The organism is Bacillus sp. JNUCC-21, assembly GCF_041222765.1.
Classification (GTDB): domain Bacteria; phylum Bacillota; class Bacilli; order Bacillales; family Bacillaceae; genus Bacillus; species Bacillus velezensis.
Genome location: NZ_CP166019.1, coordinates 1,880,413 through 1,903,311, shown reverse-complemented (window position 1 = coordinate 1,903,311; position 22,899 = coordinate 1,880,413). Strand labels below are relative to the sequence as shown.

30 protein-coding genes and 2 pseudogenes are annotated in these 22,899 nt (G+C 41.9%); 12 read left to right on the top strand and 20 right to left on the bottom strand.

From position 1 onward, the window contains the following. The first annotated feature begins 197 nt into the window (after positions 1 to 197). The 4 genes from sspO to JNUCC21_RS09445 all read left to right on the top strand — a co-directional run bounded on the left by sspO (position 198) and on the right by JNUCC21_RS09445 (position 1,648). The gene (gene sspO / locus JNUCC21_RS09460; protein ID WP_003153982.1) at positions 198 to 344 is read left to right on the top strand and encodes an acid-soluble spore protein SspO; all 147 of its coding nucleotides are present in this window, start codon (positions 198 to 200) and stop codon (positions 342 to 344) included. Positions 345 to 373: 29 nt separating this feature from the next. Next, a complete protein-coding gene (locus JNUCC21_RS09455; protein ID WP_003153984.1) occupies positions 374 to 520 on the top strand; it encodes a small acid-soluble spore protein P in 147 nt (48 codons plus the stop codon). Between the two features lie 93 nt (positions 521 to 613). Next, positions 614 to 985, top strand: a complete 372-nt coding sequence (locus JNUCC21_RS09450; protein WP_369878776.1) for an Hsp20/alpha crystallin family protein — start codon at positions 614 to 616, stop codon at positions 983 to 985. Between the two features lie 234 nt (positions 986 to 1,219). Next, positions 1,220 to 1,648 (top strand): DUF2621 domain-containing protein, encoded by a 429-nt coding sequence (locus JNUCC21_RS09445; RefSeq protein ID WP_007410325.1) that lies wholly within the window; start codon positions 1,220 to 1,222, stop codon positions 1,646 to 1,648. 27 nt (positions 1,649 to 1,675) lie between these two features. Here the strand turns inward: JNUCC21_RS09445 and JNUCC21_RS09440 are convergent, their stop codons facing one another. The 3 genes from JNUCC21_RS09440 to JNUCC21_RS09430 all read right to left on the bottom strand — a co-directional run bounded on the left by JNUCC21_RS09440 (position 1,676) and on the right by JNUCC21_RS09430 (position 3,401). Beyond that, complete coding sequence (locus tag JNUCC21_RS09440) at positions 1,676 to 2,167, bottom strand: CcdC family protein (RefSeq protein WP_007611735.1); 492 nt, start codon at positions 2,165 to 2,167, stop codon at positions 1,676 to 1,678. 79 nt (positions 2,168 to 2,246) lie between these two features. After that, positions 2,247 to 2,609 (bottom strand): response regulator, encoded by a 363-nt coding sequence (locus tag JNUCC21_RS09435; RefSeq protein WP_033574804.1) that lies wholly within the window; start codon positions 2,607 to 2,609, stop codon positions 2,247 to 2,249. Between the two features lie 84 nt (positions 2,610 to 2,693). Next, a complete protein-coding gene (locus JNUCC21_RS09430) occupies positions 2,694 to 3,401 on the bottom strand; it encodes a cytochrome c biogenesis protein CcdA (protein ID WP_088056486.1) in 708 nt (235 codons plus the stop codon). A gap of 201 nt (positions 3,402 to 3,602) precedes the next feature. Here JNUCC21_RS09430 and JNUCC21_RS09425 point away from each other — a divergent pair, with 201 nt between their 5' ends. Then, on the top strand, positions 3,603 to 3,776 hold the full coding sequence (locus JNUCC21_RS09425; RefSeq protein ID WP_012117647.1) for an aspartyl-phosphate phosphatase Spo0E family protein: 174 nt from the start codon (positions 3,603 to 3,605) through the stop codon (positions 3,774 to 3,776). Positions 3,777 to 3,849: 73 nt separating this feature from the next. On the opposite strand, the gene JNUCC21_RS09420 is transcribed toward JNUCC21_RS09425, so the two are convergent. The 6 genes from JNUCC21_RS09420 to yneA all read right to left on the bottom strand — a co-directional run bounded on the left by JNUCC21_RS09420 (position 3,850) and on the right by yneA (position 8,201). Continuing rightward, the gene (locus JNUCC21_RS09420; protein ID WP_003153994.1) at positions 3,850 to 4,068 is read right to left on the bottom strand and encodes a YneF family protein; all 219 of its coding nucleotides are present in this window, start codon (positions 4,066 to 4,068) and stop codon (positions 3,850 to 3,852) included. 85 nt (positions 4,069 to 4,153) lie between these two features. Beyond that, complete coding sequence (gene sirA, locus JNUCC21_RS09415; protein ID WP_003153995.1) at positions 4,154 to 4,600, bottom strand: sporulation inhibitor of replication protein SirA; 447 nt, start codon at positions 4,598 to 4,600, stop codon at positions 4,154 to 4,156. Between the two features lie 151 nt (positions 4,601 to 4,751). Continuing rightward, positions 4,752 to 6,755: a transketolase gene (tkt, locus tag JNUCC21_RS09410; protein ID WP_032865999.1), complete on the bottom strand. Its 2,004-nt coding sequence runs from the start codon at positions 6,753 to 6,755 to the stop codon at positions 4,752 to 4,754. Between the two features lie 166 nt (positions 6,756 to 6,921). Next, positions 6,922 to 7,155 carry a DUF896 domain-containing protein gene (locus tag JNUCC21_RS09405; RefSeq protein ID WP_003153997.1) on the bottom strand — a complete coding sequence of 78 codons (234 nt, stop codon included), beginning with the start codon at positions 7,153 to 7,155 and terminating at the stop codon, positions 6,922 to 6,924. 68 nt (positions 7,156 to 7,223) lie between these two features. After that, positions 7,224 to 7,874, bottom strand: a complete 651-nt coding sequence (locus JNUCC21_RS09400) for a recombinase family protein (protein ID WP_003153998.1) — start codon at positions 7,872 to 7,874, stop codon at positions 7,224 to 7,226. A 15-nt stretch (positions 7,875 to 7,889) separates the two neighbouring features. Beyond that, the gene (gene yneA, locus JNUCC21_RS09395) at positions 7,890 to 8,201 is read right to left on the bottom strand and encodes a cell division suppressor protein YneA (RefSeq protein ID WP_003154001.1); all 312 of its coding nucleotides are present in this window, start codon (positions 8,199 to 8,201) and stop codon (positions 7,890 to 7,892) included. A 156-nt stretch (positions 8,202 to 8,357) separates the two neighbouring features. Here yneA and lexA point away from each other — a divergent pair, with 156 nt between their 5' ends. After that, positions 8,358 to 8,978: a transcriptional repressor LexA gene (gene lexA / locus JNUCC21_RS09390; RefSeq protein ID WP_007611720.1), complete on the top strand. Its 621-nt coding sequence runs from the start codon at positions 8,358 to 8,360 to the stop codon at positions 8,976 to 8,978. A 338-nt stretch (positions 8,979 to 9,316) separates the two neighbouring features. Here lexA and JNUCC21_RS09385 read toward each other — a convergent pair whose 3' ends face one another. Beyond that, positions 9,317 to 9,745, bottom strand: a complete 429-nt coding sequence (locus JNUCC21_RS09385; RefSeq protein ID WP_003154006.1) for a hypothetical protein — start codon at positions 9,743 to 9,745, stop codon at positions 9,317 to 9,319. A 153-nt stretch (positions 9,746 to 9,898) separates the two neighbouring features. Here JNUCC21_RS09385 and JNUCC21_RS09380 point away from each other — a divergent pair, with 153 nt between their 5' ends. Further along, a complete protein-coding gene (locus JNUCC21_RS09380) occupies positions 9,899 to 10,348 on the top strand; it encodes a YndM family protein (protein ID WP_007410332.1) in 450 nt (149 codons plus the stop codon). Positions 10,349 to 10,375: 27 nt separating this feature from the next. Here JNUCC21_RS09380 and JNUCC21_RS09375 read toward each other — a convergent pair whose 3' ends face one another. The 4 genes from JNUCC21_RS09375 to JNUCC21_RS09360 form a co-directional block, all read right to left on the bottom strand. After that, positions 10,376 to 11,206 carry a prohibitin family protein gene (locus JNUCC21_RS09375; RefSeq protein WP_007410333.1) on the bottom strand — a complete coding sequence of 277 codons (831 nt, stop codon included), beginning with the start codon at positions 11,204 to 11,206 and terminating at the stop codon, positions 10,376 to 10,378. Beyond that, complete coding sequence (locus JNUCC21_RS09370; protein WP_007410334.1) at positions 11,193 to 11,342, bottom strand: hypothetical protein; 150 nt, start codon at positions 11,340 to 11,342, stop codon at positions 11,193 to 11,195. The genes JNUCC21_RS09375 and JNUCC21_RS09370 overlap by 14 nt, the downstream gene beginning before the upstream one ends. Before the next feature lie 108 nt (positions 11,343 to 11,450). Further along, positions 11,451 to 12,272: a poly-gamma-glutamate hydrolase family protein gene (locus tag JNUCC21_RS09365; RefSeq protein ID WP_369878775.1), complete on the bottom strand. Its 822-nt coding sequence runs from the start codon at positions 12,270 to 12,272 to the stop codon at positions 11,451 to 11,453. A gap of 405 nt (positions 12,273 to 12,677) precedes the next feature. Beyond that, positions 12,678 to 13,112, bottom strand: coding sequence for a dUTP diphosphatase (locus tag JNUCC21_RS09360; protein ID WP_003154017.1), 435 nt, complete (start codon positions 13,110 to 13,112; stop codon positions 12,678 to 12,680). Between the two features lie 378 nt (positions 13,113 to 13,490). Here JNUCC21_RS09360 and JNUCC21_RS09355 point away from each other — a divergent pair, with 378 nt between their 5' ends. The 4 genes from JNUCC21_RS09355 to JNUCC21_RS09340 all read left to right on the top strand — a co-directional run bounded on the left by JNUCC21_RS09355 (position 13,491) and on the right by JNUCC21_RS09340 (position 17,945). Next, a complete protein-coding gene (locus JNUCC21_RS09355; RefSeq protein ID WP_369878774.1) occupies positions 13,491 to 15,908 on the top strand; it encodes a peptidase G2 autoproteolytic cleavage domain-containing protein in 2,418 nt (805 codons plus the stop codon). Positions 15,909 to 16,076: 168 nt separating this feature from the next. Then, entirely contained in the window at positions 16,077 to 16,244 is a 168-nt protein-coding gene (locus tag JNUCC21_RS09350) for a hypothetical protein (protein WP_162889393.1), read from the top strand. Between the two features lie 285 nt (positions 16,245 to 16,529). Further along, positions 16,530 to 17,066 (top strand): hypothetical protein, encoded by a 537-nt coding sequence (locus tag JNUCC21_RS09345; RefSeq protein ID WP_007410338.1) that lies wholly within the window; start codon positions 16,530 to 16,532, stop codon positions 17,064 to 17,066. Positions 17,067 to 17,846: 780 nt separating this feature from the next. Continuing rightward, on the top strand, positions 17,847 to 17,945 hold the full coding sequence (locus JNUCC21_RS09340) for a YjcZ family sporulation protein (RefSeq protein ID WP_003154022.1): 99 nt from the start codon (positions 17,847 to 17,849) through the stop codon (positions 17,943 to 17,945). A 164-nt stretch (positions 17,946 to 18,109) separates the two neighbouring features. Here JNUCC21_RS09340 and JNUCC21_RS09335 read toward each other — a convergent pair whose 3' ends face one another. From JNUCC21_RS09335 to JNUCC21_RS09325, 3 genes are all read right to left on the bottom strand, one after another. Further along, positions 18,110 to 18,730 (bottom strand): lytic polysaccharide monooxygenase, encoded by a 621-nt coding sequence (locus JNUCC21_RS09335; RefSeq protein WP_015239922.1) that lies wholly within the window; start codon positions 18,728 to 18,730, stop codon positions 18,110 to 18,112. Between the two features lie 207 nt (positions 18,731 to 18,937). Beyond that, positions 18,938 to 20,011: an LLM class flavin-dependent oxidoreductase gene (locus JNUCC21_RS09330; protein ID WP_369878773.1), complete on the bottom strand. Its 1,074-nt coding sequence runs from the start codon at positions 20,009 to 20,011 to the stop codon at positions 18,938 to 18,940. A gap of 226 nt (positions 20,012 to 20,237) precedes the next feature. Further along, positions 20,238 to 20,858 carry a DUF3885 domain-containing protein gene (locus JNUCC21_RS09325; protein WP_369878772.1) on the bottom strand — a complete coding sequence of 207 codons (621 nt, stop codon included), beginning with the start codon at positions 20,856 to 20,858 and terminating at the stop codon, positions 20,238 to 20,240. A 284-nt stretch (positions 20,859 to 21,142) separates the two neighbouring features. Between JNUCC21_RS09325 and JNUCC21_RS09320 the strand changes: the two genes are divergently transcribed. Further along, on the top strand, positions 21,143 to 21,370 hold the full coding sequence (locus tag JNUCC21_RS09320) for a hypothetical protein (RefSeq protein WP_007410342.1): 228 nt from the start codon (positions 21,143 to 21,145) through the stop codon (positions 21,368 to 21,370). 46 nt (positions 21,371 to 21,416) lie between these two features. On the opposite strand, the pseudogene JNUCC21_RS09315 reads toward JNUCC21_RS09320, so the two are convergent. From JNUCC21_RS09315 to JNUCC21_RS09305, 3 genes and pseudogenes are all read right to left on the bottom strand, one after another. Beyond that, positions 21,417 to 21,895: pseudogene (locus JNUCC21_RS09315) on the bottom strand (DUF4944 domain-containing protein). 128 nt (positions 21,896 to 22,023) lie between these two features. Continuing rightward, entirely contained in the window at positions 22,024 to 22,458 is a 435-nt protein-coding gene (locus tag JNUCC21_RS09310; RefSeq protein ID WP_015239920.1) for a DUF3902 family protein, read from the bottom strand. Between the two features lie 30 nt (positions 22,459 to 22,488). After that, positions 22,489 to 22,729 (bottom strand): annotated as a pseudogene (locus JNUCC21_RS09305) (hypothetical protein). Between the last annotated feature and the right edge of the window lie 170 nt (positions 22,730 to 22,899).

Below are 22,899 nucleotides of genomic sequence, written 5' to 3'. Positions count from 1 at the left end.
CTTTAGATGAATGTTCACATTCCATCACAATTTTCTCACAATTTCATCTTAGTATAAAATCATACATAAGTAAATATCAATGTTTTTATTAAATACAATAAGATCGTCTTATCAGCATGATTTTCGGTAAATTTTGTCCGATTTTCCGCCTCATACAACGGGCTGTAAAGAGCCATATTAATGTTGAGGTGATGATCATGGTAAAACGGAAAGCCAATCATGTCATTAACGGCATGAATGATGCGAAAAGCCAAGGCAAAGGCGCGGGTTATATAGAAAATGACCAGCTCGTCCTGACGGAAGAAGAACGGCAGAACAATAAAAAAAGAAAAACAAACCAATAGCCGGAACACCTTAAAAAGGAGGCTTTAACATGACAAATAAAAATACGAGTAAAGATATGCATAAAAATGCTCCGAAGGGCCATAACCCCGGCCAGCCGGAACCGCTGAGCGGAAGCAAAAAAGTGAAAAACCGCAACCATACAAGACAAAAACATAATACAAGCCACGATATGTAAAACAGACCCCGTGTCTGTTTTTTTGTGCCATTCACCCATTCAAAGCTTCTGCATACGTTATAGCAAGGCTTTTTAATATGGAGGGATGCTTCCATGAATCACTCAAAAAACGCTGAAGAATTTGATGATACGGAAGAATGGCTGCGGCAGTTTTACGAGGACCCGTATGCTTGGTATGACGAGACGCTGCCGATCGATCTATATGAAACAAGCCGTCAATATATCATTGAAGCCGACCTGACGATGCTGAACCAGGTGCAAGCGATAACCGTCACTCTTTCGGGGAATGAATTTATGCTCTCTGTTAAAACGCTTGAACGGACGTTAAACAAACAAATGGTGCTTCCTTTTTATCTGAATGACAAACATATTTTCACTGATTTCACCAACCATATTCTGACCGTCTCCATGAACAAGGAGCCAAATGAGACTCCTGCCTCATTTTCCTTTCAATTTCCTCTATAACATAAAAAAAGCCGCTTTCATCCCTCAATGGAAGCGGCTTTTTTGTCCGGTCATATCAGTCATATACCCTCAAAGTGAATCTCCCATGGCCAAATAGCAGAATCACTATACGATAGAATATGTTCTAGCAACCGGAATGACTGGACATCTATCATTTTTTCTATTCTTTTTTTCATGTGTTCTTCTATTCTGTCTTCGTTTACAATATGGTTAAAGTAAGGAGGAGATAGAACAATGCTGGAAGGCTGGTTTATGTGGTTTATTTTATTTTGGGTCATCGTGATGATCGGATTGCTGTCTATCGGCGGGTTTTTTATGTTTCGAAAATTTTTAAAACGCTTACCGAAAGAAGACGGCCGGTCAGAACTGGATTGGCAGGACTATTATATTGAAAAAAGCAGGCACTTATGGAATGAGGGTGACAAGGCGTTTTTGGATGAATTGGTCGCCCCCGTGCCGGAGCTCTTTCGGGATGTAGCCAAAGCGAAAATCGCCGGAAAAATCGGTGAACTTTCCTTAGCGGAGGAAGCTGAACAAATAAACCGTGATTTAATCATCAGGGGTTACATACTGGCCACTCCTAAGCGTGATCATCAATTTTTAAAAAAGCATCTCCGTGAAAAACAGATTGATCTTACTCCTTATCAAGCCCTGCTCAAATAAAAAACCTTTCCGGCGCACGGAAAGGTTTTAATTCATCTGAATATCAGCGGTCTTCAGTTCATTCGAAAGTTTGCGGTAAGACAAAAACATCGCGATGCGCCACGGGACAATCATTCCGAAAGCCAGAATCCAAAACATTCCGCTTAAAGCTCCGTAATCAATCGTCGTGCTCAAAATGGATTTCATAGCGATTCTGATAACCAAGAGACCAATCAGGATAAACACAAACGCTTTTGACCGTTTTAAATAGATTTCATTATTTTTAATCTCAAATTTAGATGTTTTAATCAGAAAAATAGAGAAGATCACGCCCAGCGTAATGGCCTCCAAAAATTCTTCGCCCGTCACTCTGAAAATCGGAAAAAGGAACATAAGCGCTCCCGTACTCATGAAAATCGGCGGGAGAATTATTTTTTTAGGTGAAGCGGGCTTGTCGGAGGATTTAATCCTGACGATCATCACGGAAATTGCCATGGCCGCTGCAATAACGGATGAAATTATAATCATCATCTTTATCATTCCTTTGCTTGCACGGAGTTTGATACTATATACTATACTCCAAAAACATAAAAAAAACCAATTTGAAAAGAGAACACGTTTACGTTCCCGTTACCCGGCCTACGGCCTCCAGCACTTTAGATGCTTCAAACGGTTTAACGATAAAGTCTTTAGCGCCTAATTCAATCGCTTCCAGAACGATCCGCTGCTGCCGCATGGCGGTACACATAATGATCCGGGCTTTCGGGTCAAAAGCTAAAATATCCTGCAGGGCCTGTATACCGTTTTTGACCGGCATGGTAATATCCATTGTCACCAGGTCGGGACGGATTTTTTGATATACTGACAGGGCTTCCTCACCGTCAGCCGCTTCCCCGGCAACTGTGTAATTCGCCGATTCCAGAATCTCTCTGATTTTCACCCTCATGAACTTGGCGTCATCTACAACTAAAACTCGTGTCATATTCCCCTCCACATATTTAACATTAACTAGTCTTATTGTACCAAAAACAAAAGGGTATATAATAGTTCAAAAGTTATTAATCCGTTACAGACCCGTAAATCCTCCGAAAAGATTTGACAGAACGATCAGAATGTAGCTCATCCAGTTAAAAAACAGCATAACTCCGATCAGAATCATAAGAATGCCGCCGATTTTCATGATAAGCAGCTGATGCTTGCGAATCCAATTCATTCTGGTAATAAAAAATGAAAGAACAAGAAAAGGAATCGCAAATCCGAGAACATATAAAAACATATACGGCACTGCTGAAGAAGGATTTGTATTGGCCAGCGAAAACACAGCCCCTAAAATGGGCCCGCTGCACGGCGACCAGCCGGCTGCAAACGCAAGACCGATCAGAACCGAACCGATAAACCCCTCCGGACGGCGCTTAAAGTGAATGCGCCGCTCTTTCATCATGAATTTCGGCTGAAACACACCGGCAGTAATCAGCCCGAAAAGGATCAGCATGATAGCGCCAAACTGGCGGATCGCTTCATGATATTGGGTAAAAAAACTGCCGATAAATGAAGTTCCATATCCCAATGCGATAAAAATCACGGAGAAACCAAGCAAAAAACAAAGTGTATGCACGAGGCCACGCTTTTGCAGCATCACCTTTTCTGTTTTCACCTCGTCCATACTGACACCAGTTATGTAAGATAAAAAGGCGGGGTACAACGGCAGACAGCATGGAGAAATGAAAGACAGAAATCCGGCCCCAAACGTCAGAAAGTAATTAAAACTCACGATGACACACTCCCTTCGAGTTATGACAAAATCATTTCATTTTTTTAACACTTTCCCGAGAAGGATTACTTTTTATAGAAAAAGCTTATATAATTTAATTTGACATCGAGATATTATACTCCTTCTTATTTGAAAAACAGTATAAATGTGGATATAATAATAGCGACTCAGGTGAAAGATTTATGTATGAAAGGATATATCCCTGTGATTAGAGAGCATCTATTAAATGAAATTGAAAAAAAACGGGCAGAGCTGCTTAAAATCGTCATGACAAACGGAATGACATCAAACATTACGATAGAACTCAGCCAGGAGCTTGACCACCTTCTCATACAATACCAAAAAGAACTGCACACCGGCAGTTGGGGTGAAACATGACGCCAAAATAAAAAACCCTCTCCGGGTTTTTTATTTTTATAACCATGTATCTCTATATCATAATCTGTACGTATTATTTCGCTTGATTATTCATGGCTTTCATCATTTGATTAATTTTCTTTTGGGAAGGTTTCATTCCCATTTGCATCATCATCATGCGTAACATTTGTTCATTAATAGGCGGATTCTTTTTCAAATAGCTCATCATATATTTACGAGCAATAAAAAACCCGAGTGCAACACCTATGAGCAATGCGACAACGCCCACTAGGATGCCAACCCATAAAGTCATTTTATTTCCTCCTTCATGTTGTCTAGTTTAAAGTGTACTAAACCAAAGGCTATTATACAACATTTACATCTCTTTTTCCTCGTTTTTAGACAAAATTTCTTTCTCTGACCGGATTTAACCACCCGTAGCGCCGTGTCTTGAAATCCATTGCAAGAAAACAGGGGCTGATTTTACGCAGAATCTCAAAGAAAATCGTTTCCGCCTCATAATCTCCCGAAGCCGCAATCTCAATTAAACTGTCTTTCATCATGAAGGTGGCGCGGCCCTTTTCTCCGGGCAGTGTAAGCCGGTAAATGGAATCCAAACGGCTGTAACTCATTCGGTTTAAATGCAGCTGGAGACGCTGATGCATATGTATCACCGGAATCGGTTCCGTTATATATTGAACTTGCTTTTCTGTCATTTGATATTCCTGGGGTGTCAGGTCTGTCCAATGATAGTCTCGAAACAACTCAAACATAGCCGTTTCCCGCCCGAAGTAGTGGTTCGCAAACTCATCCTTTATCAGGTGCGTATAGTAATGACGTTCCATTTCCTCATCCCCTTTTACAGCGCTTCGTTATTGCTTTCTATTATACAAAAGGAGAAAAGAAAGAATTGTCTATTACTGTTACGCCGCCCCTTCTATTTTTGTCGCATAAACAGGAAAAAGAGGATGATTTGACTCATCCTCTTTTGTCTCGTTATTTGTTTAAAAGTTTTTTCACGCGGTCAACCACGTTTTCTGCAGTAAACCCGTATTCTTTCATAATTGTTTCTCCCGGAGCTGAAGCACCGAAACGGTCAATTGCGAGAACGTCTCCTTCAAGACCGGTAAATTTACCCCATCCGAAGCTTGAACCCATTTCGATCGCAAGACGTTTCGTCACATTCGGAGGAAGCACGCTGTTTTTGTACTCGGCCGATTGTTTTTCAAAGCGGTCCCAGCTCGGCATGCTGACTACAGATACGTGAATGTTTTCTTCAGCCAGTTTCGCTTGAGCTTCGATCGCAAGTCCGACTTCAGAACCTGTCGCTAAAAGAAGAGCGGCCGGTGATTCCGTTTGGGCTTTTGAAACGATATAAGCCCCTTTTTCCACGCCCGCATACGCTTCTTCAGCCTGCTGATCAATCGTCGGCAGGTTTTGGCGTGTCAATACAAGAGCTGTCGGATGATCTTGGCTTTGAACGGCAACCTTCCATGCAGCTGCGGTTTCATTTCCGTCAGCAGGTCTGATCACAGAAAGGTTAGGAAGTGCGCGTAAAGAAGCAAGCTGCTCAATCGGTTCGTGAGTCGGCCCGTCCTCTCCTACGGCAATACTGTCATGCGTGAATACATAAGTGACGGGAAGACCCATCAATGACGCCAGACGAATGGCAGGTCTTAAATAATCAGAGAACACAAAGAATGTGCCGCCGAATACGCGGAGGCCGCCGTGAAGCGCCATTCCGTTTAATGCAGCGCCCATCGCAAATTCACGGACACCGAACCAGAAGTTTTTCCCGGCGTAGTCTTTGGCCGTGAAGTCTCCTCCATTTTTGATTGTCGTTTTATTTGAACCCGCAAGGTCAGCAGATCCCCCCACAAAGAAAGGAATTTTCTTGGCGATCCCGTTCAGCACCTCACCTGAAGATGCGCGGGAAGCAAGGCTGCTGCCTTTTTCATAAACGGGAACTTCCTGATCCCAGTCTTTAGGAAGCTCGCCTTTCATTCCGAGTGACAGCTGTTCAGCAAGCTCAGGATATTTTTCTTTATAAGCCGCGAACAGCTCATTCCATTCCTGTTCTTTTTTCGAGCCTGCTTCTTTTACAGCTTGATTGAAATGCCCGTATACTTCTTCCGGAACATAAAAATCTTCTTCAAACGTCCAAGCATACGCTTCTTTTGTCAGCTTGCTCTCTTCTTGTCCTAACGGAGCGCCGTGAACGCCGGATGTGCCCGCGCGGTTTGGAGAACCGAAACCGATGGTGGTTTTCACTTCGATCAATGTCGGTTTTTTATCATTCTGGCGCGCTTTTTCAATTGCAGCCGTCAATTCAGCGATGTTGTTTCCATCCTCAACATAAAGAACTTCCCAGTTCATTGCTTCAAAACGCTGCTTTACATTTTCAGAGAAAGAACGGTCTAAATCGCCGTCTAAAGAAATGTCATTAGAATCGTATAATACGATCAGGCGGCCTAATTCAAGATGGCCTGCAAGAGAAGCTGCTTCGGAAGAAATGCCTTCCATTAAATCGCCGTCTCCGCAAATACTGTATGTATAATGATCAACTACGTTGAATGAATCACGGTTATATGTCTCAGCCAGATGGCGTTCTGCAATTGCCATTCCCACTGCCATTGCAATACCCTGTCCAAGCGGCCCGGTAGTTGCGTCTACTCCGGCTGTATGCCCGAACTCCGGATGTCCCGGTGTTTTGCTTCCCCATTGACGGAACTGTTTCAAGTCTTCAATGCTGAGGTCATATCCGCTTAAATGCAGCATGCTGTATAAAAGCATTGAACCGTGGCCTGCTGATAAAACAAAGCGGTCGCGGTTAAACCAGCCCGGATTCTGCGGGTTTACATTCATAAATTTCGTCCACAGCGTGTATGCCATCGGAGCGGCTCCCATCGGCATGCCCGGATGTCCGGAATTCGCTTTTTCAATTGCGTCTATAGATAGTGTACGAATGGTGGCAACTGATTTCTTTTCAATTGTATCCATTATAATCCCCTTCCTTATTGTTGTACCTTTTCATCATAAAGCGATGCTGACTTTTTCTCAACTCTTTCAGCTTAAATTTGAGATAAACTTGTTGAAAATTGTCGTAAAACACATCCTGATATTAGTATATACGAAAAAAGAATACGTATTGCCGTATTCTTTCTGTTTAATGAAGATTATTTTTCTGTTGTTCTCTTTTTAATTTTTCAGGGGTGACATCGTTGCCTTCCGGATCAATCACTTTAACGCTCTTTAACGTATTTTTCATTGAGGAGCGGAATCCTTTCAAATACTCCTGGCGAAGCTTTTGCTGTTCAGCTTTTTCCTCATCCGTTATCGTGTTTGATTTAGCTTTTTGAGCCAATTCGTTAATTCTTGCAATTTTTTCTTTAGAAATCATAATAAGCTCCTTTGGTGCGTGTTGATTATATACTACTAAAACGCAGTCTTTTTTACAACTGATGCGCGTCAGCTGCCTTCTGTGTCTGCGGTATATTCCTGAAACCGCCGGTGAACCGTGGCTTTGGACACATCGTAGCCGAATCCCCTTAAGGTCGCTGCGATTTCTGCAAAGGTAAGCTTGTTGGCTCTCAGCCTGATAATTTCCGAAACCGGAACCTCTTTTTTTTCTTTTCCGCTGTTTTCATGTCTGTTTTTCAGATTCCGTTCAGGTTTGTAGCCGTTTTTCACGGCTCTTTTCATTCCCCGCCGGATTTTCATATTGTGAATTTTCCTTTGATATTCCTCAACAATACTGACGATTTCGAGTACCATCGAATCAGCTTCGGAAAGCTCCAGTTCACCTTTATGAGCCGTCGTATATATTTTTACGTTCTCCCTGTAAATGCAATGCAAAAGCGCAATCTTGGCGTTTCCTCTTCCCAATCTCGTTTCGTCCTGCACCAATATCGCGTCAATATGTGATTTTTTAATTTCATCAAGCATTTCAAATACTCCGTCGCGGTCCATTTCGTAACCGCTGGCTTTCTCAGAAATGACTTTCACGACTTCCATGCCGTTTGCAGCAGCGATCTCACTGAGCTCCTCTTCCTGTCTTTTTAATGACGTTTGCTGCTGTTCTTTGTTTGTGCTTACGCGGGCATAAATGAGCGCCTTCATTTCTCTCTTTCCTCTCTAATTGACAATGGCCAGCTGATATACGGCCGGATGCTTTTTCTTAACCGGAAGAATAAGTTCGTCTCCGGGCTTTATATCAGCAGTTTGGAGATGATTATTCTCCGTCACCCACTCAATGAAATCTTCTTTATTAATGTGTTTCTTTTCTGCTACATGATCCGCAAGTGACCAGAGTGTATCGCCGTCCTGAACCTTTATTTTAACATATTGGCTGAGGGACTGATCATTTCCCGCACATGAGACAAGTAAAATAGCGGCACTTAAAATCGCAGTAAACAGTCCGACAAATATAATAGATTCTTTCGCCATGTAAACAACCTCCGATAAGAATGTTTGTTCGCTTTTTATACCTTTTAGTATATACGAACAAACGTTTCTGTCAATCGTTTTTTTCGAACCTATGTTTGTACTGTCAGGAAAATCATGCTATAATCTACTTAAAATCGACGTTTTGAGGTGCGAAATATGACGAAGCTATCAAAAAGGCAGCTTGATATCCTGCGTTTTATTAAAGAAGAGGTAAAAACGAAAGGATATCCGCCTTCTGTAAGAGAGATAGGAGAAGCAGTAGGACTGGCTTCCAGTTCAACCGTGCACGGCCATTTGGCGCGGCTGGAGACAAAAGGCCTGATCAGACGGGACCCAACTAAACCGAGGGCGATTGAGGTATTGGATGAAGAAGAAGTCCAAATTCCGAAAAGCCAGGTCGTAAACGTTCCGGTCATCGGGAAAGTGACGGCGGGTATTCCGATTACGGCTGTTGAAAATATCGACGAGTATTTTCCGCTTCCTGACCGGATGGTTCCTCCGGGCGAACATGTCTTTATGTTAGAAATCATGGGAGAAAGTATGATCGACGCCGGCATTTTTGACAAAGATTACGTCATTGTCAAACAGCAGAACACGGCCAATAACGGAGAAATCGTCGTAGCTATGACCGAAGATGATGAAGCGACGGTCAAGCGCTTCTATAAAGAAGACAATTATGTGCGGCTGCAGCCGGAAAATCCGACGATGGAGCCGATTATCCTGCAAAACGTAAGCATTTTGGGGAAAGTTATCGGCGTATTCAGAGCCGTACATTAATTCTATTAAACTTCATTTATCGTAAAAAACCCCTTACAGAGGGGTTTTTTTGCATAAAAAAAGCAGATTCGCCCTGGCTTAAGAAACGAATCTGCTAAGGAGGAAAAACTTACATTCTTATTATCCGACATCACACTTTTGAAGTCAACTAATAATGTTTACCTCGAGAAACTTTTCGTTCATTTTTCAACTTTGTATATTTTTGCGTGATGAATTTACTTTTGTTTATGTTTTCTTTGGACGGGTGCATTAAAATTTATATATGAATATTTAGTGCATAGTACAATAAGTTATATTTAAATATAAAAAAACCCGCTGCCTTTAGCGAGTATCTATTTTCAATCAAAATGATAATACTCTACACCGTAAAACCCTTTAATATAGACGGGGCCACAGACGTTTGAAGAACTTTCAACCAGAATTCTGTATTTGTGATACGGATCAATTGATTTTTTATCCTGGGCACTGAGGTTTAACCAGCTGCCGCTGTAGTTTTTAGAACTTAATGTATAAAAATTCCCGTTCAGCGCCATCCGCTGGAGTTTCATGCTTAAACCGCACGAAGAGTTGTTCATTATGGTGAACTTATATCCTAAAAAGTAATCGTCGGCAGCTACAGCCCCCGGATTTTCAATATGAAACTCTTTTGCATTTCCCTCCAAAGTGAAGCTTGTTTTTGATCCGAATTCAGTGGTAGCCGCTTTAGCTGAGTGTATGCCGCTAAAACATAATAAAAAAACAGCAATACATATCCAGTATTTTTTCATTTGCATCCCCCTTTTTACATATTTTAACTTGTGAATCCTGTGATGTCTATTCACATTTTATTAAAACGTATACTTTATAACCACTATATACCAGTTTAAAAATTTGCGGATTGCTTACAATGAAGACTAAACGAAATAACGAAGGTGGTTCAAATGAAACACGTAATTGCTTTCGCTTCTAAAACGGCGCTCACACTTGCTTTACTGTACATTGTTCTGGATCTTATGTACCAAGTAACCTTTTTAAACGTTCTGTTTATTACAGTGATCTTAAGTTTAATCACTTATTTTGCGGGTGATTGCATGATTCTGCCGAGAACAAGCAATTTCACAGCCGTTGCAGCTGATTTCGGAATTTCATTCATTATATTATGGATATTCCTTATGAACATTGGCGGATTTAATGTCTCTCCTGCCGCGGCATCGGTTATCTCTGCACTTTGCATTTCTGTTTTCGAGGCATTTTTTCACCGGTATTTGCAGCAATATGTACTTCCCGAAGATTATCAGGACACAACAGAGACGGATAGCACGCTATGGAGCTATCAAACCGAGGCGTCTGAAGAATTAGTGCCGGAAAAAGACTCTCAGGAAAAAACATAAAAAGGAGGCAATCGCCTCCTTCTCTTTTTATTTTTGCTTCTGATCGTCCAGCGGCAGCTGCAGCAGTGAGTCTGTGCCTGTCGCTTTCGGCGTTTTTCCGTCCCATTTTTCAATCCATTTATATTTGATCATTTCATCGGACATTGATTTCTTTATGATTTCGTTATAATCAGCGATCCCTTCCGCTTCAATTTTTTTCTTTTTCGCTTCGGCTTCGGCTATTTTAATTTCAGTTTGTGTCCGTTCAAGTTCCTGTGAAGACTTTACCCTTGCATCGATAGCTTCCTGTGTGGCTTTATCCGGCTTCGGTACGCCAAGCGTCAGATCATCAATTAAAAATCCAAGACTCTTCATATCATCAGCAAATCTCTTTTGAACATCGGCAGCGGCTTCTGCAGATTTTTGCCCGTATGTGTCAATAACCGAGTATTTGCTGATTGATTTTCGCGCCGCATCCCACAGCCTTGTTTTTAAATATGTATTTTCAATCGTTTCAACGTCTACCGCTCCGAATTTGTTAAACAGATCGACTACTTTATCAGGCTGCACGACATAGTTGTAAGCGATATCCATTTCTATATTTTTACCGTCTGAGGTTGCCACTTTTATATTTTCATTATTCACTGTCTGCATACGCACCGGATATTCCGTTACTTTATTAAATAACCCGACTAAGTGCCAGCCTTGGTCCAATGTGTCGGATTTTACCCCGCCATTCGGTGAGTATACAACCCCGACATAACCGTTCGGTATTTTTTCAATGAATAGTGACGCTGTAACGCCCGCAATTAAAAGGGCTGCACCTATAATCACACCGCCGATAATTTTTTTTGTGTTTCCGCGCTTATTTTCGCTCATGCTGATCTTCTTCCTCCCATGACTTTTTGAATTTTTTGGCTCCGCTTCCCACTTGTTTAAAGATTGGACTAAGCATCAGCCATAAACCGAATCCGATGATGACAAGAAGAATGATAGACCCGATCATCACTTTCATTTGCCCACCTCTTTTCTTTCATCCTGTCAATTATGTATACGATCTTAAGAACTTAAAGTTTCATAAATTTCAAAAGAAAAAGCCCCGCCGGCAAAATAGGCGAGCTTATTAATAATTGTCACTGATAAAATCAGAAACCGTATTTGTGAATTGATAAAAGGTCCCATTTTGTGTGGATGCTCTGCTTTTCAGCGTAAAAGTGTCAAATAGTGATTTTCTGAAGCCGGTGCTCATTTCGATTTGAATACTCAATCCGGATGAAGATTGATTGGCAAGGTTGTTCGGACTGACGCCCGCATATTGATCATTTATGCCAAGAAGAACGGCAGGATACCCGTGCCGTTTCAGCACATCGGTCAAAAGTTCGGCCCGTTCTCTGTCTGTACCGCCGATTTTTATCTTTTTATCGTCACTGCCGTAACCGTGCAATGAAATGACATGAGAGTGCTCTTTCACCATTTGCACGGCCTTAGGTTCATCGAAATGCGAACTTGTCAAATGCAGAGCCGCATTACCGGCTGGTTTTAACCCTTCAAATAAATATAAACTCTGGTTTTCAGCAATTTCTCTGGCTAACTCACTGGTCCCCGGCTCTATGCCTCCGCCGTGTATAGCTAATATGAGGACAGAAGGGTCATGCTCTCGCGTTGAAATGGAAAAATCGGAAGAATCTTCATTCAGCTTTAATTCCTCGAAACTGCCGTAAATATCTGAAGCGGCATCAGCCCGAAAGAACGGCAGAAGCAAAAACGGTAAAATTAAAACTAAAATTCCTTTTTTGGTTATTGATGGCATTTGTATGTTTATGTTACAATACAAATGCTTCAGCCTTTGAAGCGAACGGCAGAACAGGGTGACTTTGGACGGTTTCTTCTGCTCTGCCTCTTTGCCAGCTGCTTTACGGTCTATTCTTCTAACCCTTTTTGCCATAACATCATCCTTTCTTTTGTTTACACTTTTGTCACAATATTATATACGTTGGACAAAACCTCCGTTCATCTTGAAGAATAAAAACATCAAAACAACTTCTATCCTTTAACCTAAAAAAGTCTTTCTGTTCAAAGAGACGGAAGGCTTAAATGATAAAAATGAAACCCTTCTCCAGTTTTGGAGGAGAGTGAGGACTGCAGGGAAATCATTTTATCAATATGCTGAGCTGGGCTGGCGCCCTGCTCAAATATTTGCTCCGGCATAGACGGTTACGGAGCGGCCGGTTATTTCGAAGCCAAATTCGAACGTGACGTATGATTTCTCAATTCAAGAATCCCCGAAACAAATTGAATGTAACTGCTGTTTCCATAAAAAAAGACTGCTGTTAAGCAGTCTTTTTTCGTTTTATTTCGTGCCTGTTGATCCCAGTCCGCCGCGGTCATTGTTCCCGAGCTTGTCTACTTCGATCAGCTCCACTTCAGGCATTTTCTTCATGATTCTGAATTGGCAGATCCGCTCCCCCTTGGAAATGTCAGTATCCCGAAGCGCGAATGCAGGAAAAAACCAGAAGTCATTGTCGCCTTTATATGATTCATCAATGACTCCCATTGAATTTGTCTGAATGATACCGAAATGCTTATATGTACTTGAACGCGGAACGACATGGGCCTCATATCCTTCCGGCAGTTCCATCGCAACTCCAAGCGGGATAAGTTTGAATTCACCTTTTTTGATTGTTATATCTTCAGCTGCCCGCAGATCAATCCAATCGCCCTGTTCAATTTTACTGATTCTCGTTTGCGTATCATCTGAATATTTAATTTTGATTTGTAAAGTCATGTTCGCTGCTCCTTTTGCTTCCCTATTTCAGTCGTATTGATGACCAATCCGTGCCCCATTATACCATTTAACTGATAAAAATGTTGATTTTGGTGTATATACAGCCGAAGAGGAAGCACTGCGAAGCCAATGAGAATAAACCTAAAATGAGGGCCCCTCCTATCAGTTTTTCCTCCATTTTCACATGACAGCTTCAATTACAATAATACAAAGCTTTATATCCGTTCTTTCAACAGAGCTTTTTTAAAATTTCACCTTGGTTTCAAAAGGAATTTCGTTCTGAATAAAGAATTTGAAGAATAAGCGCTTAAAGGGCGCGCGACTCTTTTCTGTCCCCTGCCTCAGGCGCTTATATCAAAAGAAAGAGGTGTCTTTAGAATGGTTCAATTTAAAAACTTTCCTGATCCGTCTTTAAACGCCCCATTGCAGTCTCGCCCTGCACAGCCCTCTGAATTGGAGCATCTCAAAGCAAGGATGCAGAATTTTATTAAGCATTCCGCAACGGATGATAATCTTGAGATCGCAGATGCCCGGGTGACGGCGGAAGGAATGGTCACCTCACTTTTAAAAGAACGGCTTGATACCGAATACGAAATGCTTAAGAATAAAATCACCCGGGAAGTGAATGTGGAGGACTACGGAGCGATCCCTGACGGCCGGGACAATACGGAAGCCTTTCGGAGAGCGATCGGGAACGGCCGGGTCAAAGTAAATGTTCCCGCAGGAGAATTTTTGGTTCAAGGGATAAAACTCCCCTCATGGACTACCATTTCCGGTGAGGGACAAGGGATTACCGTGCTTAAGCTTCATGAGGACACTCCCGCATACGAATGGGTCATTACTAACGATGATTACGAAAATGGAAACCGAAATATTTTTGTCGAAAACATGACTTTAGACTGGAATCCTGATCGTCAATGCGGAGTCAGGAACCCCGGAGGACAGTTTTCCAGCTGTTTAACGTTTGCTAATGTGCAATACGGCTGGATTAAGAATGTTGAAACGGTTAACGCGGGTCTCCATGGTATTGATATTACATCTCCGACTTACGATCATTTGCCTGAAACAGAATGGACGAAAGACGGCTGCCGATATATATGGATTGATAACTGTGTGGCATACGGCGCCGGAGACGACGGCATTACCACCCATTACAGCGAGTATATTTTCATTTCCAACTGCCATTCCGGAAACCCCCGCGGCACAGAGCATGCTGAGGGCAGCGCAAACTCGAACGGCATTGAAATTGACGACGGCTCTAAACATGTATGGCTTTTAAATAACTATACGAGCGGAAATATCCGCGGGATTGAGGTAAAGGCGCACAGCCTGTGGCCGGCTTCTCAAAATGTTCATATTATCGGTCATGTTTCGTATCGTGATGTACGTTCATTTGATATTCGTCATATCGGCCATCATCAGGCTTCAGACCCCGAAAGCACGACGGCTTATGATGTTACTTTAACCGATTGCACCGCGATTGAACCGGTGTTCAATGCTCTCTATGACGGTGTGACCCCGAGGGCGCTGGTCATCTCTGCTTATAAAAACGTTAATGTAAACGGATTCACGGCTATTGGTGATCCCTCATACGACTATGGAGGGAATCCAGTCGTGGCTCTTCAATACCGCAGTCAAAATATTACGATCAACGGCATTAAAATACGCGGCTTTACACAAGCCGGTGTTGACATCAATATATCCGGCGGATCAAATAAAACCGATTATGTTAAAATTTTAAATTTTGATATATACAAGTCATCTCCTAAAGGCATCTCAATCGGCGGAGGCCAATATAACGTAAATATTATAAACGGTACGATGATCGGAGACGGCGGTTCCGTCGGAATTACGTCCCCTAACAGTCAGGCCGTCATTCTCGGGGTGCAAGCGGAAGGTTACAGCGCGGCCGCATCTATAAAAGGACAGACTTATGATCAGATCCCCGTCAATTTAAAGGGAGGCGCACAGCTCGCGACCAGCTCCGGTTTTGCATTCAACCCGACAAGCGCCGTTATTGCGGGAACAGGCGATATTACGGCCAGAGGTGACAGAAATGCGATCATCAGCTCTTCCGGAGGTTCAAGTTCTGAAGGTTCAAGGGCATTTATCGCCGCTTCAAACAATGCCCATATTACGGGCAGCAAAGTCTCCAGAACGATTCTGTCATCAGAAAGCATTACATTGGAAGAACCATACACGGTTGCCGGAGGGCATCAGTCCATCAAATGGAAATTGGATTCAGCGGGCGGCCACGGTACGTTCGCCGGAGCTGTCACCTCTTCCCTGTCAGGGTACGGAGAATATTTTGAAAGTGTAACCGGCCAGACAATTCCCGCCGGGACAATCGTCACAGTGAAAGGCGAAAAAATTGAATCGGCTCACGTCGGAGATTACATGCTCGGCGTCATTTCAGAAACAGCCGCTTTTATCTCAGGAGCCGCAAGCTTCGGATGGCAAAGCCGCTTTTTGACAAACGAGTTCGGCGGTTTCATATACGAAAATGTGACTGACGAGGAAACAGGAGAAACGGTACGCGTGCCGAAACAAAACCCAGACTGCAGTCCGGCTCTTGAAGCTGACTATGAAGCACGAGCGGCCAGAGACGAATGGCACATTGTCGGACTCAACGGCCGGCATTACGTACGGGTCGACAGTACGGTCAGCCCGGGAGATTATATCACGGCTCATAACGGAATCGGGACTAAAGCCGCGGAAGGCTGGAAGGTATTGAAACTGACAGCCTTATACAGTTCTGAAAAAGGGTACGGCATTGCAATTGCGGTTATCAAATAGGATCTCAATATCAGGATCATCTCCTCTCTTTTCTATCGGGCGGGTATGATCCTGTTTTTTATACCGAATGAGATGCCTCTTTTTCAGCATACCGTTTCATTTGTCCAAGCCATTCATGCTTTCTGTCATAGAATACTACCGTCAGATGAAAAAAGGAGGAATATGAGTATGGATATGGATATGGATATGGACATGGATATGGATATGAACGGACATTATGATCACCACCCAAAGCAGCCTAAACAAAAAAAGAAGAAACAAGATAAAAAGCATCTTGATTATGATTACATCGTTGTTTATAAAAGAAAATGCAAAAAATGTAAAAAATGCTGCTAACTTGACATATCAACACTTTTTACACCCGGTAAACTCCGGGTGTTTTTCTTATTATGGCGTTTCTCCGGGCTATTTTCACCCAAAATCCGGTCATCCTATCACAATACATAAAAAGACTCTATTATTTTCTTCCCTTTTCGCCTAATGAAAAGTATTTCATTTACAGAAAACAACACAAATAGAATGACATGACTTTTGAGATAATCTACTCTTTGCTTGGTCAATTTTTCTGCGATACCATGAATTTGCAACAATTTTTAAAAATTTCCTCAGGAGGTCATAGCCATGAAAATCGCCAGAACGATAGTCGGATCATGCTTAGCTTTATCTCTAACAATTCCTTTCACAGCCAGTGCCTCAGCAGCCAGTCAGTCTGAACACGCAAACGCGCCTCACGTTTCACCCGTTGCAAATCCGTTAGAAAGTAAATTATCCCAAACAGCAGACCAAAACGTAAAAGCAGCAGGTGTTGATGCCGGGCTGAACGTAAACGTAGATGTTCTCGGAATTTCAGATCGCATTGCTGAAGCGGTTAAGTCAGATCAAAACCGAACCGGCTGGGTAAAAAATGTCATGGAAACAACATTTTACGCATCAGGACAGAAGTACAACGTCATGGTGTTCAATTTAAATCAAGAATATGAAGACCGCTTTAACGGCGTTCAGTTTTACGGATCAGCCGTTTATGACGGTATTACTTACGGAATCTGGGTCTTCGAAGACGGGTCCTTCGATAACAAAGGAGACGGGGGCTGGATCAATTGGGCATTCAGAGGGTGGTTCGATCGTGATAATCAGCATATTGAATTCCACAGACCTTAATACGGAGAAAACTTGCGGCAGCGCCCGCAAGTTTTTTTTTAACTGGACTGCACATTTTTCACCGTTATAACGACTATACTTGAAGTGCGGGCTCCGATCGCAGCCCCGGTAAAGTCTTTCAAAGTGAGGGTATACCATGTCAAAGTCTTTAAAAATAGTGTTGTGGAGCATATTGGTGTTCATCATCTTGTTAGTGATTATCGGAATCGTTTCTTACAATCAAACTCCGTCTGCAGAAAGCACAGCAAAAAAATGCTTTACAGCGTCTAATCCATGTTAAGCCTTCATCGGCTTTTTTTATTTACCGCAGAACACTTGAAGTTCTTCTATTTAGATCGTTAACGTTCCCATTCGGAATGGAGTATACGCGTGTATCATCAGGCAATCCGTTTTGATACATGGTTCCGATTATGCCCTTCGCATCTTTTTTCTCGATTCCCCATCACATTCCCTTTTTTCATGATACTGCTCTTGAAACCAACCAATCATTTCTTCAGCCTGTTCCGTTGAATCAAAAGGTTCCAATCCTAATAGCGTGTTACATTTTCATTTTTTAAAAAACAAGCCAGCTGCGCATCCTCTTCGCAACTTCTCAATGTATGAGCCTACCCGTTTCTATTACAGGAAGCAGTACGATGCCTCCTTTTACTCATTTTAACGGATGGTCATGTAAAGGAAATATAGACTAAAAAAACTTTTTTCAAAAAGTAAACTAGCATCCCTATCAAACTTTTCATTTCGGCATAATATGTATTAATCCTCTTTAGGAGGTGAGATTATATGGGATTCTCAGGTGGTTATGGTAGCTCCTTTGCGTTAATCGTGGTGCTATTCATTTTATTAATCATCGTTGGGGCTTCTTTCCTCGGCGGTTATTAAGAATCCTCTTACCTCCGCATCCATGTCAGCAGCACCTCCATGATCGTACGGCGCCATAAATGAAATGTTTATGGCGCTCTGCTGTTTTTCCCCTTTTCATTCACACATTAAAACTAAAAAGATCGGCCGATGTATCAACATGCAGCCGATCAGTAATTCATAGATTATTGTGTAAGGTTTACATCGATGACGTTATAGAAGGCATTGGAAGTATCCGCAACGTCCCATACCCCTAAAATGACATGATACCCGCTTCGATCAGTCGGCACAAAAATCTTATGAGTCAGATTCGTATCTGCCTTGGAACCGTCGTGGTTTACCGTTCCGATTAATTCGAATTCATCTCTTGACAAAGGTTTATTCGGATTCCAGTTTTTCTTGGTGATATAATAGTGCCACTTTGATGTCGCATGAGGGGCCGTGTAGTACCAAGTAAAGGTGTTAAAACCGCCGCGGATGTTTTGTTTTACCCAATAATCTGCAGTCTGCTTGTCTAAACCGAAGTCAATTTGTCCCGATCCCCCATTTGCAGACGCAATTCTTCCATCCGGCGGACCAGCAGCCGGAAATCCTTTCGGCCCTTCTACAGACTGAGGATTATCAATGACGGAGCCATATTTCTGCGCAGCGGCCGTCCAGCCCAATGTTTGTTTCTCTAATGCTCCCATGTACGCTCTGCTGACGGGCTCTTTTATATACCCGTGCGCAGATGCACCACTTGAATAGAAAGCGCCTCCAATACCAAGAGTAACAGTTAAAACTGCAGCTTTGACTAAACCCTTCATTACTGCATCATCCTCCCTCTTTTGTTAATAAAAACCTTTCAGTGTATACACTTCACGATAGAGGATGAAATGACCTTCCTTTTCTTGATAGGAAAAAGCAATGAGGTTGGCGCTTTTCCCTTTGTTTTTTATAATCATAAAGAAAAAGCCGGGCCGATTCTGTTGTCGAATCCGCGATTGACCGGCCCGCCCCTTTTGCTCAGAACTTCATTCGCTGGATTTGCCGGTTTCTTTTCGGATAACCGGTGCTACTTCCGCTGCTAATCGTTCGATGTTTTCCGCGGCTTTTTTAAACGGCATACCTCCTATATCGATTTGCGCGAGAAATCGTTGATGTCCGAATAACTCGTATTGATGCATAATTTTTTCAATGATCTGCTGTGAGCTTCCCACAAATAAAGCTGTTTCTTTTCCGGACGCCCGCTCAAAATCTTCCTTCGTTAAAGGCTCATCGATCCCGTGATATGAATGAACGTGAGACCAGTAATTTGAATGATACGGATAAAATTCTTGTATTGCCTGTTCATTCGTTTTTGAAATGAACATATGTCCGGTTACGGCAACCTTCACATTTTCCGGAGGATGACCGGCTTTAGAAGCCGCTTCCCGGTATTTGTCAACAAGCGGCTTAGATGACATCGGATCACCGCTCAGTACAGCTAATGCCAACCCCGCACCTGCACGCCCGGCCCGTTCTGCGCTTTCCGGAGTCCCCGAAACACCTAACCATAGCGGAATGCTTCCGCGAAAAGGCCGAGGAGAAATTTCTGCCTCGCGCAGCGGCGACCGGTAACGTCCTTTCCAGGTAACCGATTCTTCCCCGGAATTTAATTTTAAAAAAAGGTCAATGTGTTCTTCAAACAGTTCTTTATAATGGCCTACGTCATAACCGAAAAGAGGAAACGAGTCTAAAAATGCGCCCCGTCCCGCAATGATTTCCGCCCGGCCGTCTGAAATCAGATCAAGCGTTGCAAAATCCTCAAATAAACGGACGGGATCTGCGGTGGATAATACAGTCGTGGCACTGGTCAGCTTAATATTTTCAGTGATCTGTGAAATCGCTGATAAGATGGCCGGCGGCGAAGATACCGCATAATCAAGACGATGATGCTCGCCTACACCGAATACATCAAGCCCTGCATCGTCAGCCAGTTTCGCCAGCTTCATCAATTCATCTATCCGCTGCTTTGCGCTGACTGTTTTCCCTGTCAGAGGATCGGGATATAATTCTGCAAATGAATAAATTCCAATTTCCATACAATCACGGTGTTCAGCCCTCACATTTCTCTCCTCCTGCACTGTGTAAAAAAAGCTTTTATGTTATTCTATTCAGCCGTTTTACAAATAGGAATTCGTTCAAAATAAATACAGAAGCTTAACATGCAGAAGGTCGGTATGAGAGAAAAAAAAGTTTCTGGCGTCCTTCAATTCTGCCCATTATACTCATGCAGCCGGACTAGGCAAGAACAAAGCCGGCACAAGCGGATTCGAATTCATGTGTTCATTTTCAGTCCAATTCAATCCAATCGTGATATTGATCATAAAGCTTTCGTATTCTTCCGGCATCAAGAGCAATGACTTCACACCCTCTGTCATCATACAGAAAGAAAATAATATCTTTTGTCATATTCACAAAGAAAACATCGGGATACCCAACGGAACAGCCCCCGAACCTTGGCTTCAGCGGAAAATCTTCGTGGACGGCTGCCTTAAGTAATTTGGGAATACGCAGATCTTTCCGTTTACATAATAGAGAAAACTGCTGCATTTCATATTCTTCTTCGACCGGGCATGGACAGGTCTTCACTTGAATCCGATATAAATCATCCTTACACTTCAGAAACGGCTGATAAACCTTTAATTTTCTCGCGTGATTACCTTGAGTTTTGTGCTTATACACGTTGGCAACAAGAAACAAGTCATCGCTATGTTCAAACAGCTCATTGAAAAGTGCTGCGGTTTGATGATGGACAAGCTGAAAATACTCAAGATTCAAAGTACCGCTTTCATTAAATTGATACATATTGCCGCCGAGAGAAAAATGAATTCCCACGTCCCATTGATGATAAATGCCGGGCACTAATTTTAAAGTCGGAAACCTTTCCTTCAGATAATTATTTATTTTCATTCAAACATCTCACTTTCCTTTTCCCGCTCTAGAAGCAGAAGAAGCCGAAAACATTCCGCTTATTTCTTTTTCACCCTTGTAATATTATTCCGATTGGAATACAATGAAATAGAACACTGTGAACCCCATTGATCAGGGTGGATGCTGGTCACATTCATCCTGATCCTTTCTTTTACACAAGATCGCCCAACTTTGAACCCCTCCGTTTCCAACCCTATTCATTGATATTACATATATTTCAATGGTATTATTTTCTTATACATGAGCATCAAGAGGTGTCAGCTTTGAACAACATCAGAAGATTAAGAGAATTTTTCCGGTCTCACCGTAAAATAGGTCTGGCTGCAGACTTGCTTACGGCTGTATTGCTTATCTCATTATCCATTCTTTTTTACGGATGCCGGCAGGGAGCTTTTAATGGTTTCTTTATGTATGTCTTAGTAAGTAATTTTATCGGCTCCAATGCCTCTTTTATCGACTTCAGCAAATCGAGGAAAAACAGACAAAAATAAAGGCTCTGCGTCAAAAAGAGGGTTATACCGCCCTCTTTTTATTCTTTCAGTCATACCAATGCGTTCTTTTCAGATTGAATTTTTCTGAATAGGACTCATGATCGGTTTTCCATGCTGCTTCAACAGTGATTTCATGACCGATCACTTCATGTTCCGGCATATATTCAAACGTTTGAATATGGTCTTCTCCCGTTCCGCCGCCTTCTAATTTCTCTCCGGTGTATTCTGAAAGATGATAGTCTTTATCTTCACCATATTTCCGGCCGTCAACAAATAATGTTAATCTCTTAATCACCGTGTTCTTTTCATTCACTTTATTACCTCTGTAATACAAATTCAAGAAATAGTTAGGGCCGATAGATGTCTTGCCTGATTTTTCGATTGACGCTTCCCAGTCTTGCTTTGGCTATAGCCGATATATTTAACTTTTTCTCCTGAAATTAAAGAAAACAGTGCAAATCCTGCTGCTATTATGAGAACAGTGATAATAACCAGCAATGTTTTAATGACTTTACGTTTTTTCATGACATCCCGCCTTTATCATTTAGAACGTATGAATATTAGAATTGTTACATTTAATTTGAAAGAATAATAAAAAGGGATTCTAATCCCAGGAATAAAAAAATACTAAGAAGATCATATTCCCCTTAGCTTCACATCCCAGATTGCCATGCAATAATGATAAAAGTCGTCCAAAAAGTTGTGACTAAAATAAGCATAACGGTTACAATCATTAAAATGAGACAACTTATTGTTAGAATTGAGTCTTTGTTTTTGTTAAGAATCAGAGTAACCATTGATCCTGCAGCAAATAGATACGACAAAACCGCACCGACCCAATACCACAGCATAGAGTCATTGCTCCAGTAAGCCATTGACTGCATATAAATACTGAATATAAATCCTGACAATGCTAATAGAAACGAAACTAAATTTGATTTCACGTTAGAGTTCCTTTCTTCATAAGTTTTATTTTTAGGAACGGTCATACATCTGATAACACCTTTTATGCGATATGCTTCGCTGCTTTGTCTGCATATTTTAATTCTTATTTCGTTTTTAAATATGTTTAATAAAACAGAAATCATATAAAGTTCACCTGAAACGCCGATTTAAAATTAAATAGATGTTTTATAAGCGTTAATTGCTTGATTTCTCAAAAGCATATTTATCTTTCGCAACCATTCCAAGATTGTATGCTTGTTTGATGATATCCAGCACTTGATTATCAGTTTCAGTTACAACTCGTCCACCAGTTATTCTGGATTTCCAATAATCAAACTGGTGATTTCATTCTGAACAGCTTTTAACATTTTGATTATCAACCACTTTTCCATTCTCGAGCGCATCATTGCTGATTCGATTACTTCCCGCTCCTTCTGTCGTTAAACTGCAAAATGTCCATCACATTCATCCTCTCTCCAATTTTACAACGTTGCTATAACGAATTTTATGTTTTTCCCAACCTTCAAGCTTAATCTTTTTGATCGTTACTAATCTAAGTACTTTTTTCAATTCCATAATCCATT

Bases quoted from the DNA above. Each gene is read 5' to 3' on its own strand.
- JNUCC21_RS09440 (WP_007611735.1), bottom strand. From the start codon at position 2,167: ATGATAAAGATGATGATTATAATTTCATCCGTTATTGCAGCGGCCATG.
- JNUCC21_RS09350 (WP_162889393.1), top strand. From the start codon at position 16,077: ATGGATATGGATATGGATATGGACATGGATATGGATATGAACGGACAT.
- JNUCC21_RS09340 (WP_003154022.1), top strand. From the start codon at position 17,847: ATGGGATTCTCAGGTGGTTATGGTAGCTCCTTTGCGTTAATCGTGGTG.
- JNUCC21_RS09370 (WP_007410334.1), bottom strand. From the start codon at position 11,342: ATGAAAGTGATGATCGGGTCTATCATTCTTCTTGTCATCATCGGATTC.
- JNUCC21_RS09335 (WP_015239922.1), bottom strand. From the start codon at position 18,730: ATGAAGGGTTTAGTCAAAGCTGCAGTTTTAACTGTTACTCTTGGTATT.
- JNUCC21_RS09360 (WP_003154017.1), bottom strand. From the start codon at position 13,112: ATGACTTTACAAATCAAAATTAAATATTCAGATGATACGCAAACGAGA.
- sspO (WP_003153982.1), top strand. From the start codon at position 198: ATGGTAAAACGGAAAGCCAATCATGTCATTAACGGCATGAATGATGCG.
- JNUCC21_RS09310 (WP_015239920.1), bottom strand. From the start codon at position 22,458: ATGATTTCTGTTTTATTAAACATATTTAAAAACGAAATAAGAATTAAA.
- JNUCC21_RS09325 (WP_369878772.1), bottom strand. From the start codon at position 20,858: ATGAAAATAAATAATTATCTGAAGGAAAGGTTTCCGACTTTAAAATTA.
- lexA (WP_007611720.1), top strand. From the start codon at position 8,358: ATGACGAAGCTATCAAAAAGGCAGCTTGATATCCTGCGTTTTATTAAA.
- JNUCC21_RS09385 (WP_003154006.1), bottom strand. From the start codon at position 9,745: ATGAAAAAATACTGGATATGTATTGCTGTTTTTTTATTATGTTTTAGC.
- JNUCC21_RS09345 (WP_007410338.1), top strand. From the start codon at position 16,530: ATGAAAATCGCCAGAACGATAGTCGGATCATGCTTAGCTTTATCTCTA.
- tkt (WP_032865999.1), bottom strand. From the start codon at position 6,755: ATGGATACAATTGAAAAGAAATCAGTTGCCACCATTCGTACACTATCT.
- JNUCC21_RS09375 (WP_007410333.1), bottom strand. From the start codon at position 11,206: ATGAGCGAAAATAAGCGCGGAAACACAAAAAAAATTATCGGCGGTGTG.
- JNUCC21_RS09445 (WP_007410325.1), top strand. From the start codon at position 1,220: ATGCTGGAAGGCTGGTTTATGTGGTTTATTTTATTTTGGGTCATCGTG.
- JNUCC21_RS09435 (WP_033574804.1), bottom strand. From the start codon at position 2,609: ATGACACGAGTTTTAGTTGTAGATGACGCCAAGTTCATGAGGGTGAAA.
- JNUCC21_RS09355 (WP_369878774.1), top strand. From the start codon at position 13,491: ATGGTTCAATTTAAAAACTTTCCTGATCCGTCTTTAAACGCCCCATTG.
- JNUCC21_RS09450 (WP_369878776.1), top strand. From the start codon at position 614: ATGAATCACTCAAAAAACGCTGAAGAATTTGATGATACGGAAGAATGG.
- JNUCC21_RS09420 (WP_003153994.1), bottom strand. From the start codon at position 4,068: ATGACTTTATGGGTTGGCATCCTAGTGGGCGTTGTCGCATTGCTCATA.
- yneA (WP_003154001.1), bottom strand. From the start codon at position 8,201: ATGGCGAAAGAATCTATTATATTTGTCGGACTGTTTACTGCGATTTTA.
- JNUCC21_RS09380 (WP_007410332.1), top strand. From the start codon at position 9,899: ATGAAACACGTAATTGCTTTCGCTTCTAAAACGGCGCTCACACTTGCT.
- JNUCC21_RS09400 (WP_003153998.1), bottom strand. From the start codon at position 7,874: ATGAAGGCGCTCATTTATGCCCGCGTAAGCACAAACAAAGAACAGCAG.
- JNUCC21_RS09455 (WP_003153984.1), top strand. From the start codon at position 374: ATGACAAATAAAAATACGAGTAAAGATATGCATAAAAATGCTCCGAAG.
- JNUCC21_RS09405 (WP_003153997.1), bottom strand. From the start codon at position 7,155: ATGATTTCTAAAGAAAAAATTGCAAGAATTAACGAATTGGCTCAAAAA.
- sirA (WP_003153995.1), bottom strand. From the start codon at position 4,600: ATGGAACGTCATTACTATACGCACCTGATAAAGGATGAGTTTGCGAAC.
- JNUCC21_RS09365 (WP_369878775.1), bottom strand. From the start codon at position 12,272: ATGGCAAAAAGGGTTAGAAGAATAGACCGTAAAGCAGCTGGCAAAGAG.